At 71.8% G+C, this 14,417-nt stretch carries 9 protein-coding genes; 3 read left to right on the top strand and 6 right to left on the bottom strand.

Features of this window, described 5'->3' with window-relative positions:
• Nucleotides 1–175: 175 nt before the first annotated feature.
• The 3 genes from O0S08_RS06795 (at nt 176) to O0S08_RS06785 (ending at nt 3,963) form a co-directional block, all read left to right on the top strand.
• Nucleotides 176–1,315 carry a hypothetical protein gene (locus O0S08_RS06795; RefSeq protein ID WP_269038197.1) on the top strand — a complete coding sequence of 380 codons (1,140 nt, stop codon included), beginning with the start codon at nt 176–178 and terminating at the stop codon, nt 1,313–1,315.
• Nucleotides 1,316–1,350: 35 nt separating this feature from the next.
• Nucleotides 1,351–3,558, top strand: coding sequence for a serine/threonine protein kinase (locus O0S08_RS06790; RefSeq protein ID WP_269038196.1), 2,208 nt, complete (start codon nt 1,351–1,353; stop codon nt 3,556–3,558).
• A gap of 234 nt (nt 3,559–3,792) precedes the next feature.
• Complete coding sequence (locus tag O0S08_RS06785) at nt 3,793–3,963, top strand: hypothetical protein (protein ID WP_269038195.1); 171 nt, start codon at nt 3,793–3,795, stop codon at nt 3,961–3,963.
• A 66-nt stretch (nt 3,964–4,029) separates the two neighbouring features.
• Here the strand turns inward: O0S08_RS06785 and tssA are convergent, their stop codons facing one another.
• Genes tssA through tssJ form a run of 6 tightly spaced genes read right to left on the bottom strand, consistent with a single transcriptional unit; the run spans nt 4,030 to nt 14,343 of the window.
• Complete coding sequence (gene tssA, locus O0S08_RS06780; RefSeq protein WP_269038194.1) at nt 4,030–6,459, bottom strand: type VI secretion system protein TssA; 2,430 nt, start codon at nt 6,457–6,459, stop codon at nt 4,030–4,032.
• 23 nt (nt 6,460–6,482) lie between these two features.
• Nucleotides 6,483–7,925 carry a type VI secretion system contractile sheath large subunit gene (gene tssC, locus O0S08_RS06775; protein WP_269038193.1) on the bottom strand — a complete coding sequence of 481 codons (1,443 nt, stop codon included), beginning with the start codon at nt 7,923–7,925 and terminating at the stop codon, nt 6,483–6,485.
• A 2-nt stretch (nt 7,926–7,927) separates the two neighbouring features.
• Nucleotides 7,928–11,479, bottom strand: coding sequence for a type VI secretion protein IcmF/TssM N-terminal domain-containing protein (locus O0S08_RS06770; protein WP_269041942.1), 3,552 nt, complete (start codon nt 11,477–11,479; stop codon nt 7,928–7,930).
• A gap of 5 nt (nt 11,480–11,484) precedes the next feature.
• A complete protein-coding gene (locus tag O0S08_RS06765) occupies nt 11,485–12,153 on the bottom strand; it encodes a DotU family type IV/VI secretion system protein (RefSeq protein WP_269038192.1) in 669 nt (222 codons plus the stop codon).
• 3 nt (nt 12,154–12,156) lie between these two features.
• A complete protein-coding gene (gene tssK / locus O0S08_RS06760; protein WP_269038191.1) occupies nt 12,157–13,521 on the bottom strand; it encodes a type VI secretion system baseplate subunit TssK in 1,365 nt (454 codons plus the stop codon).
• Nucleotides 13,522–13,539: 18 nt separating this feature from the next.
• Nucleotides 13,540–14,343, bottom strand: coding sequence for a type VI secretion system lipoprotein TssJ (gene tssJ / locus O0S08_RS06755; RefSeq protein WP_269038190.1), 804 nt, complete (start codon nt 14,341–14,343; stop codon nt 13,540–13,542).
• Nucleotides 14,344–14,417 lie beyond the last annotated feature (74 nt).

Raw genomic sequence — 14,417 nt, 5'->3', positions numbered from 1 at the left:
CGCCGCCCGCGCATCGCCATCGCCATCGCCATCGCGCCGCGATCATATGCCGGCGATCGCAGCCGCCACAAGGCGCAGTTCCGCGCGCCGTGCCCCGGCCCCGTGACCCGAATGTCTCATGGGACAGGTCGGCGGACGTTGCACCGTCGGCACGTCCTCGCCGATACTGCCGACGATGGCGCGCCCGCTCCTCGTCGCCTGGGCGCTCGCGCTCAGCGCCTGCTTCACCGGTGGTTTCCTGTCCGGCCAGCCCTGCACCGCCGACAGCGACTGCGGCCCGAACCTGCGCTGCGAGGCGGGCGTGTGCGGCGGTCCCACAGCGCAGACGAGCCCGACGTCGACGACCACGACGCCGACCACGACGATGACCGCGAGCGACGCGACCACGGTCGAGCCGACGTCGACGTCGACCACGACGACCACGACGACCGCGGACCCGACGCTGCCGCCGCTGACGACCACGAGCACGACCGGCGAGATCGACACCACCGGCGAGGTCTGCGGGATCGGCCGGTGCAAGGACCTCGACATCCTGTTCGTCGCCGACAACTCGCCGAGCATGCTGATCAAGACCCTGATCCTGCTCGACTTCATCACCACGTTCGGCAACGAGATGATCCCCGAGCTGCGCAAGGCCTGCAGCATCCACCTCGGCGTGGTCACCGCCAGCGCCTACGCGCAGAACCCCCCCGAGTGCCAGAAGCTGGGCGCGCTGGTCACCGCCGACAACGACGGCGATCCGTGCACGCACATGGAGGGCCTGCCGTACGCGACCATGGCCGACCTCGACATGCCGCTGACGCTCGAGTGCCTGTTCAACATCGGCAATGGGGGCGACCCCGACGAGCGGCCGATCGACGCCCTGTTCTCGACGGTGGGCGCGCTCGACCCGACGCTGAACATGGGCTGCAACCAGGGCTTCTACCGCCCGGGCGCGTTCCTCACGATGATCCTGTTGGCCGACGAGGACGACGACAACAACGACGCCCAGGGCCACGACGGCTCGGAAGAGATCTTCGAGCAGTTCTGGGCCGGTTCGCTGACCAACGTCAAGCCGACCGGGATCGACGACCTCTACATGGTCGGTCTGCTCGGTGACCCCAAGATGGGGCAGCCAGCCTGCACCTGGGACCCGAGCGAGAACGAAGACGGATTCGGCACCGAGACGACCCCCAAGCTGCGCGCTTTCATCCAATCCTTGCCGGAAGATCGTTACGCGATCGACACGCTGTGCAACGTCGTGCCGGGGGGTAACGCGTACGTGCCGCTGATGCAGGAGATCCGGGCCGAGTTGCGCGCGGCGTGCGGGGCGTGACCGCCGCGGGCTCGCGTTGCGGTATCGTGGCGGCCGTGAGTGCCGAGGAACAACCCTTGCCGGAGCTCGAGGTCGAGGCGGACGTCGAGCTCGACGCCGAGCCCGCCGCCGCGCCGCGACCGGCTGCGAAGTTCCCCGCGCCGCCGCCCACTGTCTCTGCGCCGCCCGCCCTCAAGTTCCCCGCGCCGCCGCCCAGCGTCCAAAGCTCCGCGTCGCCGCCTTCCCTCAAGTTCCCCGCGCCGCCGCCCAGCGTCCAGGCTGCCGCCCCGCCCGGCCTCAAGCTCCCGGCGCCGCCGCCCGTCTTCTCCGCACCCACGCCCGTCGTCTCTGCGCCCGCGCCCACGCCTGTCTTCTCCGCGCCCACGCCCGTCGTCTCTGCGCCCGCGCCCACGCCTGTCTTCTCCGCGCCCACGCCCGTCGTCTCTCCACCTGCGCCCACGCCTGTCTTCTCCGCGCCCGCGCCCACGCCTGTCTTCTCCGCGCCCGCGCTGACGCCTGTCGTCTCTGCGCCTGCGCCGGCGTCCGTCCTCGACGCCCTTGCACCCGTCGTCGACGCGCCTGCCCCCGCGCCTGCGTCCGTCCTCGACGCCCTCGCGCTCGTCGTCGAAGCTCCCGCGCCGCCGCCTGTCCTCGACGTCCCGCTCGCGGTCTCTCAGGCAGCACCGACCGACACGCCGACGCGGATGTCGGGCTCCAACTCCTCGAGCTTCAGCCACCCGCCTGCGCCCGCGCCGGCGACCATCCACGAGGGTGAGGTCCTCGCCGACCGCTACCGCGTGCACCACCGCCTCGGCAAGGGCGGCATGGGCGAGGTCTACCTCGCCGAGCACATGGACATCGGCCGCAAGGTCGCCATCAAGACGCTCAACGCTCACCTGCAGGACAAGCCGGAGATCGCCGAGCGCTTCATGCAGGAGGCGCGGACGTCGTCGCGGGTCCGCCACTCGAACATCGTCGACATCACCGACTTCGGCAAGACCGACCACGGCGCGCCGTTCTTCGTCATGGAGTACCTCGAGGGCGAGGACCTCAAGTCGGTGCTCAAGCGCGAGCGCGTGCTGCCGTGGGAGCGCGCCCGCGACATCATCCTGCAGGTGTGCGCGGCGCTGGCGGCCGCCCACGCGCACGGCCTGGTCCACCGCGACCTCAAGCCCGACAACATCTACCTCATCCGCCAGGGCGAGCAGGAGCTGGTCAAGGTGCTCGACTTCGGCATCGCCAAGATCATCAGCGAGGCCGGCGACGAGATGACCCAGACCGGCGTGCTGCTCGGCACGCCCGAGTACATGTCGCCCGAGCAGGCCCAGGACGAGCCGCTCGACGGCCGCTCCGACATCTACGCGATGGGCGTGCTGATGTTCCGCATGTTCACCGGCCGCCTGCCGTTCCGCGCCAAGGCGTTCATGGCGGTGCTGGGGATGCACATGCAGCAGCCGCCGCCGCGGCCGAGCGAGGTCGACCCCAACCACCCGGTCAGCGAGCGGCAGGAGGCGATCATCCTGCGCTGCCTGGCCAAGAAGCCCGAGGACCGGTTCCAGTCGGCCGACGAGCTGGCCGCGGCGATCCGGGCGATCGACGCCGCCGGCGCGTTCGACATCCACTTCGAGATGGTCCAGGCCCCGCCGCCGCGCCGGATCCTCGGCCCCGCGCTCGCGGCCGTCGGCCTGGCCGCGGTCGTCGGCCTGGGGGTGTTCCTGGCCGTGCGGCCACCTGCCCCGCAGGACATGCCCGATGGGCCAGCCCCGTCGCTGGCCGCCGCGCCGGCCGAGCCGCCCGCCTCGGCGGTCGAGCCCACGATCGCTACCCCGCCGAAGGCCCCGCTCGAGCCGACGACGCCGGTGGCCCAACCTGTCCCCGAGGACACCTCAGCGCCCGCGGGCGAGCCCGAGGCGGCCTCGAACAAGGCGGCCAGGAAGGTGAAGGAGACCCGGGAGCCGAAGCAGTCGGCGGTCGCCAAGGCGACCCCGCCGAAGGCCCCGCTGGCCGCCCTCGGCGACGCCGAGATCAAGGCGGCCGCGGCCGGCCTGTCCGGCGCGCTGGTGGCGTGCTCGGAGCTGGGGATCCCCGGCACCACGTACAAGGTCGACGTCGAGGTCGGCACCAACGGCAAGGTCACCAGCGCGACCGCGCACAAGCCGGCCCGCGGCTCGGACCTCGGCAACTGCGTCGAGCAAGCCGCCCAGCGCGCCCGCTTCCCCGCGCTCGCGTCACCGCAGAAGGCCACCCTGGCGCTGCGGCTGTGAGCGCGGTGCCGCGTTCGGCATGTCTCCAAGGACATGCCTCATTGGACAGTCTTGGAATGGACAAGACCATGGCGATCGCATGAGCGCGTGGGGCGAGGTCGACGAGGCGTTCGCTCGTCTCGAGCGTCATCGCGTGCTCCATCCGACGCTGACGGCGATGAGGAAGCTGGCCGACATGGTCCGGCGCGATCCGCGTTCGCCGACGCGCGGCCGACAGTGTCGCACGCGGCGCTCGTGCTCGCTCGCGGCCAGGCGGCGCGGCGAGTCATGGTCGCGTGGGGCGAAGGCCTGTACGACGTGGCTTTCATCGATTCGCCGTTCGAGTTCTCGGAGCCGGCGAGGATCGACGAGAGCGCAGTGCTCCGAGTCGCCCGCGAGTATCTCGCCAGGCTCGTCGAGGCCTGACACCTGCCGGGCGAGGCCCTCGAGCTCTTCTGCCCCCGAGGACATGTCCCCGGAGACATGCGTCCCTCAGCTCTTCGGCACCAGCGCGGCCGCGCGGACCGGGTCGAGGCCGGCGAGGCGGGCCAGCGCCGCGTCGACGGCGGCCTTCTCGGCCGGCTGACCCTTCGGCGCGCTGCGGACGTGGCCCTCGAGGCAGCGGGCGGCCAGCTCCGGCTCCCACGCCTCGAGGTGTTGCCCGTCGATCTCGCCGACCAGCCCGGCGAACAGCGAGCGGGCCAGGCCGACCTCGCCGCCGTCGAGGCAGGCCTCCGCCAGCTCGACGCGGCGGAGGAAGCGGGACCGTCCGCCCACGGCCGACTGCACGCGCGCGGCTCCGAGGCGCAGGCCCTCCTCGCGCTTGCCGCGGAGCAGGCCCTTGATCTGGGCGATCGCTGCGTCGTCGATCCCGCTGGCGACCGGGGCCGCGATCACGATCTGCGCCGGCCCGCCGGGCGCCGCCGCGGCCGGGGCGCCGCCACCACCGCCGCCGCCCAGCGCCTCGCGCTCGAGCAGCGCCCGGGTCGCGTCGCTGCACATCGGCACGCCCGAGTTGTCCTTGAGCTCGAAGATCTTCGGCAGGCGCGTCAGCAGGGCGCCGACCTCGGCCAGCAGGCCGCGCAGGGCCGGGTCGTGGTCGGGACCCAGGTGCTTCAGCGCCTCGATGCTGTAGCGGTGCAGGTCGAGCGTGAAGCGGTTCATCGGCAGCAACGACTCGCTGTTCTCGACCAGCTCGGCCCACTTGCCGGCGTTCATCAGCGCCTCGAGGCGGTTGCGCTCGCCCTCGGGCAGGCCGTTGATCGCCGTGTTGCCGTCGGGGCGGATCGGCGGCGGCGCGGCGATGTAGATCCACAGGCCCGAGCGCAGCAGCCGGTAGGCCAGCGCGTCGCTGGTCTTGGCCCGGCGCAGCGCGTGCGCCAGCTTGACCAGCTCCTCGCCGGTGCCGCGCAGGAACTTGTCGACCGCGGCGAGGTCGGCGGTCGGCGCGGCGGCCACGGCCTTGGGCGGCTCGATCACCGCCGCGGGCTTCGGCGGGCTGGCCTGAGGGACAGGTTGCGGCGCCTGCTGCGGCGGAAGCGGCGGTGCTGCCTGCGGCGGCGGCGGCGGCGGTGCCTCGACCTTCGGCGGCGGCGGCGGCGGCGGCGGTGCGGCCGGCTTGGGCGGCTCGGGCGCGGGGATCGTCAGCAGCAGCTGGTCGATCGACTGCAGGAGCGGGCGCAGGTTGGGCGCCTGGTCGGCGTAGCGGGCCCGCACCACCTGCTGCAGCCGTGTCGTGTTCTCCTTGAGCTGCTCGAGCGCGGCGCGCTCGTTCGGCTTCGGCTGCCACGCGCCGAGCTCCGGCTCGATCTGCTCGAGCATCCCGCGCAGCGCCCCCGCGCGGCCGCGCAGGCGCGCCGCCGGCGGGAACGCGGTGTCCCAGAACGCGTCCGCGACCTCGGCGAGGATCGCCAGGCCGAGCGCGAGGCCGTCGATGCGCTTCGTCTTGAAGCGCGCCAGCACCTGGTGGCACACGACCCGCAGGTCCTTCGCCTGCGTCTTCAGGACCACGTCGGAGTTCTGGACGATCCCCGCCCAGTCGATCGCCCCGCCGGTCGGCGACTGCAGCTTGTCGATCTCCGCCAGGATCGTCTGGTACTCGGTCGACTCGGTCGGGTCGCGGCCGGCCGGGTTGGCGCCGGCGATCGGCGCGAGCCACGGCCCGGCGATGTCCTTCGGGGTCGGCTTCGCCGGCGGCGGCGGCGGCTCGGGCGCGGCGGCCGGCGCGGGTGCGGCGACCGGCGGCGGCGCGGCGGCGACCGGCGGCGCCGCGGGGGCGGCGGGCGGTGCTGCCTGTTGGGACATGTCCGATGCGACCTGTCCCGAAGGCGCTTCGGGCTGCAGCTCGGCCTTGGGCTCGGGCGGCAGGGTCGCCTGGATGCTGTCGATCAGGTCGGACCACTCCTTGAAGGAGGGCACGTGGTCGCCGAGCTTCTCGCGAGCGCGGCCGCGGAGCTGCTTGCTGGCGGTGACGAGGGCGGTGATCGCCGCGCGGTCGGAGACCTGCGGGGTGTAGCTCTGCAGGCCGGAGGCGGCGTGCTCGAGCAGCCACTTGAGCGCGGTGCCGCGGCCCTTGAGGCGGGCGACCGGGGGGTACATGGTGTCCCAGAAGCGGTCGAACAGGCCGTCGACGACGAGGACGCCGACGGCGAGGCCGTGGATCCCGCGGGTCTTGTGGAGGGCGAAGGCGGTGTAGGCGGCGACGAGGAGGTCCTTGGCGACCTTGCCGAGGATCTCGCGGCCGAGGCTCTCGACCCGCGGCCAGCCGACGGCCTCGCCGATCGGCGAGTTCTCCTTGTCGACCTCGACGCGCAGCTCCTGGTAGCGCTCGTCGGTGCTGGGGTTCTTGCCGCCGGGCTCGGCGGCGGAGATCGGCGCGAGCATGGCCTCGGCCTCCTTGATGAACACCTCGGCGATCGCCACGGCTCCCTCCTATCTCTCCCGGCTCACTCGCGCGAGCCCGTGCTCTTCTCCAGCCGCCCGAGCAGCGACAGCGTGAACGAGGCGCTGTTGTGCGTGAGGTGCGGCTGCAGCAGCAATTGGCAGCGGTACCAGCCGGTCTGGCCCTCGACCGACTCGACCTTGATCGAGGCCTTGCGCAGCGGCTTCCTCGCCCGCGTCTCCCAGTGGGGGTTCTCGACGTCGGACACGAACCCGCGCAGCCAGTCGGTCAGCTCCTTCTGCAGGGTCTGCCGGCTGTCCCACTGGCCGAGCCGCTCGCTCTGCACCCGCTTGATGTAGTGCGACAGCCGGCACACCAGGAACATGTACGGCAGCTGGGCGCCGAGCCGCTCCGACGCCTGGGCCGCGCGGCCCTCCTCGGTGTCGGCGTACTTGCGCGGCCGCTGGGTCGACGACGCCGAGTGGATCATCGCCCCGCCCGACGCGCGGTCGTAGACGAGGGCGATGAAGCCCTCCTCGCTGAGCATGTGCTCGATGCGGCTGGTGACCAGGCACTCGAACGGGCAGCGCGGGGCCAGGCGCGGCATCGACGGGAAGCCGATCTGCGTCAGCCCCTCGATCATCCCGCCGGCGCGCGAGCCGATGATGTACACGCACCAGCGCGTGCGGGCGAAGCTGTCGATCGCCCGCACCGCGAACGCGAACGAGGCCCGGCCCCACAGGTAGTGGTCGTGGTTGCCCTCGACGCGCTCGCGGTAGCGCAGCGGCATGAACGGGTCGCCGTCGACGCGGTACGGCACGCGCAGCAGGAACCGCGGCAGGCACAGGCCGACGTAGCGCGCGTCCTCGGTGTCGCGGAACGCGTGCCACAGGCGGTAGCGCGGCCCGCCGAGGATCGCCCGCAGGTCGCGGACGCGCGGCATCTGGTCCAGGCACTCGAGGCCGAAGAAGCCGGCCGCGGCGTTGGCGATGAACGGCGAGTGGGCCATCGCCGCGACCGCGGCGCACTGCCGCAGGAGCCCGAGGTCCTCCGCCCCGGGGCCGAAGTCGTAGTCGGCGCAGATCAGGCCGTACGGCTTGCCGCCGAAGGTCGCGTAGGCGCTCGAGTACACCAGGCGGTAGAGGCCCGACTGCGGGATCTCCGGCGCGTCGGCGAAGTCGTCGGCCAGCTCCTGCTTCGTCACGCTGACCAGCTCGATGAACGTGTTGTCGCCCTCGCGCACGTGCTCGATCACGAACCGCAGCCCGCGCCACGCGGACTCGAGCGCCTGCACGTTCGGGTGGTGCAGGATCAGGTCGAGCTGGTTGGTCAACCGGCGGTCGAGCTCGGCGATCATGCTGTCGATGTGGACCGCGTCGACCTGCTCCGGCGCGCGCCAGGCCGCCGTGCGGGCCAGGCCGGCCAGCACCGTCTTGAGCCCGCGGCGGACCCGCGGGCGGTCGCTCTCGGGCACGCCCTCGAGCAGTCCTTCGAGCACCGTCGCCACGGTCAGACGCCTCCGCAGGGCGCCATGTTGGTGAACAGCCGCTTGGGCGGCAGCACGTCGGCGGCGCGGACCAGCGAGAGGAACTGCTTGTTGCCGTTCGGCAGGCCGAAGAACGCGGTGCCGCCGCGGACCCGGCGCGGCCGCAGGCGCACGTCGAGCAGGCCCAGGTTGAAGGAGGTCATGTCGAAGCGGAAGCTGATGACCTCGTCGCCCTTGAACTCGGGGACCGAGCTCGGCGGCTTCTCGAGCAGCTCGAACAGGCCCCACTCGCCGGCCGACCCGAGCACCTTGTTACCCTGGCGCCCGTAGGCCTTGAGCGACGCCCCGTGCTCCTCCTTGCCGGGCCAGCGGAGGGCGGACGGCTTCTCGTTGCTGCACGAGAAGTCGACCTTCTTGCCCTCGATCGTGACCTCGACCTTGCTGACCTGCGGGTTGCAGGCGAGGATGAGCTCGAAGTCGACGCGCAGCTCCTCGTTGTAGAACATGACCGAGCCGATGTCCTGGGCGCGGTTGAGGAAGCGGATCACGCCGGAGTCGAGCTTGGGGCCGTCGTTGCGGCCGCGGTCGCGCAGCTCGACGGTGTTGCCCTCGAGCACCACGTAGCCGGACAGCAGCTCCTCGCGGGCCTTGCGGATGAAGCCGTTCTCGGGGTGGAAGAACTCCTCGAAGTCGGCCACGGCCGCGTCGCTGCGCGAGTCGGCGACGAACGGGTAGCGGCCGTCGAAGCGCTCGTACATCGGCTCGACGATGCGCGCGCACCAGTCGGCCACCGCGCCGGTGCCCTGGTCGCGGACCAGCATGCGCAGCAGCTCCTCGAGCGGCGTGACCAGCAGCTTGGTGGTGCCCGCGGTCCAGGTGTCGAGCTCGGCGTCCTGCACCAGCGACTTGGTGAAGTCGATCGCGCCGCGCAGCTGCTCGACCAGCGCCTTCTCCTCCTCCTTGTCCTCGAGCGCCTTGCCGATCGCGTCGCGCAGCTGCTTGAGCCGCTCGTGGTACTGGTCGAGCCCGGTGCTGCCCTCCTTGCCCTCGGGGGCGACGCCGAAGATCACCAGGCGCGCGAACTCCTTGCGCACCGCGTCGGCCTTGACGAGCCCGCCGCTGTTCTTGTCCTGCTTCTTCAGCAGGTCGATCAGCGACTTGTTGTCGCCGTAGTCGTAGTCGTCGGCGATCTCGGTGTGGCGCTTGAGCTCGGCGAACACCCGCGACAGCGGCAGGCGCGGGCCCTTGACCAGCTCGCCCATCAGCCGCTTGCCCTCGTCGAGGCTGGTCGGCGGGGCGATCCGCGTGCGCTGGATGAAGCGGCGCCACTCCTCCGTGTACATCTTGAAGTACTCGGTCCGCATCTCGGCGCCGCGCCGGCGCTGGCGCTGGCTGGCCTGGCTCTGGTCGAGCCCGAGCACCCACGAGTCGGCCTCGAGCGCGCTCGCCAGCTCGCGCTTGACGTAGCCCCAGCCCTCGATCGTGAACGCCGCCCGCACCTCGGTGCCGTCGTTCTCGAGGTCCGGCAGGCCGGTCAGCGTGCGCAGGTTGATCTTCGACAGCTCCTGGATGCCGTTGACCTCCTCGACGATCTTCTCGACCTCGGCCCGCACCGAGTCCTCGCGCTTGAGGATCTCCTGCACCTGCTCGACGAGCGTCGGCTCGCGCGGCAGGGTGAAGTCGCTGTCCTGGGCGAGGTCGATGTACTTGTCGACCGCCCGCTCGATCGCCCCGTACTCGGCGGTGCCGACCTGCGTGCGCGAGCTGCCCGACCAGCGGGTCCGCAGCGTCTCGCGCAGGAACTTCGACTCCTGCGTGATCGGCTGCATCTCGTAGCTCTTCTTGTTGCCGGTGACGAGCAGGTAGAACCGCAGCGACAGCCGGTTGCGGATCCGGTCCTCGATGTCGGGGATCAGCTCCGGCGACTCGAAGCGGGCCGCGAAGTCGCGCAGCTCCGCCTCGGCCTTGTCGCGCAGGGTCGAGGTCACGCCGGCGAACATCGCGTCCTTGTAGAAGGCGCGCAGCGGCGGCACGACCTCGCCGCGGAACAGGCCCCACTCGCGCACGTCGTCGCGGTCGTCGCCGCTCTCGTCCTCCCAGCGGGCCAGGAGCTCGCGCAGCGGCACGATCTTGCCGCTCTCGACCGGGACCCGCCGGCGCCCGCTGAGCTCGGCCGCGGCCGCGGCGCCGGCGTCGGCGGTCTGCTGGTTGAGGTCGCGGTTGCGCCCGGCCGCGCCGGCGGCGTCGAGCGCGATGTAGAGGCCGACCAGGCCGAGCGCCGAGCCGGCGACGATCCGCTTGACCGCCGACCGCTGCAGCGTGCGGGTGGTCCGGCGGGCCAGGCCGCCGGCGCGCAGCACGTGGGTGCCGACCAGCTCCTCGGCGAAGATCCGCTTGCTCGGCGTCGGGTCGGCCGCGGCCGGGGTGAAGTTGCCACGTGTCTTTCTGGCCAGGTTCTCGAGGACAGCGTCGACGACCGGCTCGCCGTCCTGCATGGCGCTGGTGAGGAACACGCCGCGCAAGCGCACCGGGTCGCCGCCGCGGGCCGCGAGCACGCGCTGGGCGATGGCGGCGAGCGGCTCCTGCAGGCCGGCGATCTGCTGCACGAGCGTGTAGATCCGGCCCTGGCGCGGCGGGTCGGGCTCGCGGAAGCGGCTGAGCAGGCGCAGGGCGCGGCGGTCGAGCCAGCCGCTCAGCGCGTCGAAGCGCGAGCGCAGCTCCTTGAGCGCGAGCTCCTCGCTGCGGCCGTCGGGCAGCTCGAAGCCCAGCGGCGACGTCAGCGTCTCGAACGCGCCGAGCACGTCGCCGAAGCCGGACAGGCGGTCGAGGCGGGTGACGACCAGGAACACGGGCGCGTGGACCTGCAGGTGCGTCACCAGGTCCGAGACCTCGGCGGCGAGCAGGTCGCCGATCTCGCCGGCGCGGGCGACCGGGTCGGCGGCGGTGACGAGGTCGTCGGCGGCGACGCACAGGACGATCGCGTGCAGCGGCTGGCGGCGCTTGGCGAACAGCTTGAGCTCCGCGAGCCACGACTTGCGCAGGTCCTCGCGGTGCGCGAGCGCGTGCGGGACCTCGACGAACACCGCCTGACCCGGCGCGCTGAACAGCCGCGGGCGGTCCTCCGGCGCCGCGCTGGCGTCGGCGCCCTTGACCGGGCCGTTGTGGTCGTACTCCGGCAGGCGCTTCGGGTGCGGCCCGCCGAGCAGGCGCGTCTTGCCCTGGCCCTGCAGGCCGAGCACCGCGACGTACGGCGTGTCGACGCGGGCGCTGACGAAGCGCGGCCGCGCCGACGCGGTGGCCCGCTGGTGGCGCTCGACGTGCTTCAACGTGGCCGCGACGTCGCGCAGCCGGTTGTCGAAGTCGAGCTGCTCCTGGCTGGCCTTCGGGTTGGCCTTGTCGACCGCCGCCTTCTTGGCCCGCAGGAAGTTGATGAAGGTGACGATGCCGGCGATGAGGACGACGACCGCCATCAGCGCCGCCGTCCACCACACGTACTCCTGCGGCAGCCTGAGGTAACGGACCGCGGCGACGACGGCGGCGATCGCAGCGCCGGCGAACGTCAGGACGTAGATCATCCCCTTCACGGCACGCCCTCCTGCAGCCGGCCGGCCAGCGCCTCGGCGTCTTCGGACAGCTCGCTCTCGTAGCCGCACAGCAGCGCGACCGAGAACAGCAGCGCGATCGCGCCGATCCAGACGGCGAGGTTACTCGTGCGACCGGGCTGCTTCCACTCGGCCTCGGCCGGGGCCGGCAGGCTCTCTTCGAGCGCCAGCCGGTCCTTCAGCTTGTCCTCGACGCGGCGGCACAATTGGTCGAAGCCCTTCTCGTTCGAGCGGGCGACGTACTTGCCGCGGAAGCCGAGGAACAGGCAAGTCGCGTAGACCTGCAGCACGTCGAGCGCGTCCTCGTCGTCGCGCCGGGCCCCGAGCAGCTTCTCGAGGTGGACGAAGAAGTTCTCGCCGGCACGGACCTCGTTGAAGTAGTCGCGCTGCAGCAGGTGGTCGACCCAGAAGTCGGCGACCGGCCCCGGCGTGGCCTGGGCGACCTCGTCGATGAAGGCGACCAGCGCGTACTTGATGAGCCGGGCGTTCTCGGCCCCGAACCCGACCTTGCGCGCGGCGGCCTCGGTCGACTCGACCTGGTCGACCGCGCTGCGGTGGAGCGTCGCCACGTCGGTGACGCCCTCGGGCTGGTTCAGCAGGAGCGCGTGGTCGAAGCAGACCCGCGTCACCTCGTAGATCCGGTGCATTCGCTAGTCCTCCCGCGCCAAGATCCCCATGAGCGTGACCTTGGCCCGCCGCGGGTCGTAGGGCGGCTTGATGTAGATGGCGATGGTCCGCTCGTTGAGGATCTCGCGCCAGTGCGGGTCGTCGGTCGTGACCATGAAGTAGACCTGCCGCGGGCGGATCGGGATCTCCGGCGGCGGGCGGTGGGCCGTCTTCAGCGGCACGCCGAGCACGTTGTTCTTCACGACCAGCGGGATGCGCTTCCAGCTGGCGATCTTGGCCAGCTCGGGCACCTCGTTGGCGACCTGCTGCTGCTCGCCCTCGGCCTCGACCGCCAGCACCCACTGCGTGCAGCGCTGCAGCCGGTCGTCGCGCAGCTCGCCGATCCACGAGTTGTCCTGGCGGGCCCGCAGCGGCACCGTCACGAACGCCTCCTGGATCACGAGGCCGAGCAGCCGCTTGATCTCGCTGGTCAGCTTGCCGAACGCGCCCTGCAGGTCGTTGTACTGGAACCCCGGCAGCTCGGCCGGGTCGCCCTCCGACGAGAACGTCATCAGCGCGCCGCACAGCCGCGACAGCTCGACGTAGACCGGCCACGGCGAGGTCGTCGGCGCCTCGCTGAAGTGCTTCAGCACCGGGATCGCGCCGCTCAAGGTCTGCAGGAACAGGTAGCGGGTGATGTCCTGGGCGTTGAACTCGATGCGCACGCCGTCGCGGGTGCGCCGCTCCTCGGCGAGGCGGCGCCGCTTGGTCACCGACAGGCTGAGCAGGTCCTGCAGCGAGGCGAGCAGCGCCGGCGCGGCGCCGATCGCCAGGCACGGCGGGATGTACTCGTCGTTGAGGCGGAAGCCGCCGGTCTCGTCGCGCACGACCTCGGCGACCTTGATCGCCGCGTAGTCGTCGCGCGGCTCGCTGCCGAACAGCAGCACCAGGTTGGGCTCGCTGAACTGCAGCTCGCGCTCGCTGCGGGCCAGCGTCAGGTCGAACACGTTGCGGGTGACGGTCTTGTAGCGCTGCAGCCCGGCCGTGACCTCGGCGCCGGCGTAGTTGGCCACGCCCTCGCGCAGCGTCGGCAGGGCCAGGAACACCTCGACCGAGCGCATGCTCGGCGGGAACACCGGCGCGATCGGCCGGCTCGCCGGGCGGCTCTGGCTGGTCGCCTCGAACATCACGGCTGTCCCATCGGGCAGGACGCCGCGGAAGGCGGTCAGCGCCAGCTGGCCCGCCTTGATCGCGCCGGCGTCGAACGAGATCGCCGCGACGCCCCAGCTCTGCGCAGTCATCACCCCCAGCCGCGCCGCCAGGTTCTGCTCGTGATACAGGTCCTGCTGCTGCATGTGCTGCGGGCACAGCAGCATCCCCTCGTTCCACACGGGTCGTCCGCTCAGCATCGCGTAATCCTCTCAGTCCTAGCGTCCGGGCAGCTTCGGGGCGGTCGGCGCCGTCGGCTTCGACGGCATGCTCGGCGTCGACGGGGCGCTCGGCGTCGACGGGGTCGACGGCGTCGACGGCGTCTTCGGCACCTGCGGCGTCTTCGGCACCTTCGGCACCTCGGCCTTCTTCTTCTTCTTCTTCTTCGGCTTCTTCTTGGCCGTCGACGGCGCCGCGCACACCGTCTCGAAGGTCGACAGCTCGAAGCCCGACGGCGCGAACGCCCCGCCGGCCAGCTCGCTGCGCTCGAGCGAGACGTAGAGGCACGGCAGCCGTGGCTCCTCGTCCTCGGCCACGGCGGCGCACTGGTCCTCGCGGGTGTTCGGCGGCACCGCCATCGAGGCGTACCAGGCCGAGCCGATCTTCTCGCGGAAGTGGGCCACCACGACCAGGTGCGTGGTGTTCGGCTTGAGCGCGACGGTCATCTTGTCGCGCGTCAGCTTGTCGGCCGTGGAGGGGTAGGCGACCAGCTCGCGCTTGTCGACGAACTCGTCGCCGAACACCTTCTCGCCCTCGGTCGCCATCGCGTCGGGGTCGAGCGGCTGGTCGAGGCTGGTGATGCCCTTCAGCTGATACACCACCAGCGTCGTCGGCCACGACTCGCCGCCCTCGCCGACGTTGACGACGTCCGACACCTGGACGAGCGCCTGCACGGCCGGCTGGGCCTCGCACGGCGGCTTCGACTCGTCACCGGCCCGGCAGCCGAGCGCCGCCGCAGCCAAGAACCCCAGCGCCGCGGGCCACACGACCGCCGACGGCACCCTTCCCTCGCGCCCTGTCACAGCGGCGAACTTAGCAGAAACCGTCGCAGCTCTAGCACAGCGATTCGCCGTGCTCGTTGCCGCTCACGGGCCGC

It is taken from the genome of Nannocystis punicea, assembly GCF_026965555.1.
In the GTDB taxonomy this organism is placed as follows: Bacteria; Myxococcota_A; Polyangia; order Nannocystales; family Nannocystaceae; genus Nannocystis; species Nannocystis punicea.
Note: the sequence above shows the minus strand (reverse complement) of the source record. Positions and strands in the feature narration are given on the sequence as shown.

Excerpts from the sequence above, each read along its gene's own strand:
- O0S08_RS06795 (WP_269038197.1), top strand. The coding sequence starts at position 176 with ATGGCGCGCCCGCTCCTCGTCGCCTGGGCGCTCGCGCTCAGCGCCTGC.
- O0S08_RS06770 (WP_269041942.1), bottom strand. The coding sequence starts at position 11,479 with ATGATCTACGTCCTGACGTTCGCCGGCGCTGCGATCGCCGCCGTCGTC.
- O0S08_RS06765 (WP_269038192.1), bottom strand. The coding sequence starts at position 12,153 with ATGCACCGGATCTACGAGGTGACGCGGGTCTGCTTCGACCACGCGCTC.
- tssK (WP_269038191.1), bottom strand. The coding sequence starts at position 13,521 with ATGCTGAGCGGACGACCCGTGTGGAACGAGGGGATGCTGCTGTGCCCG.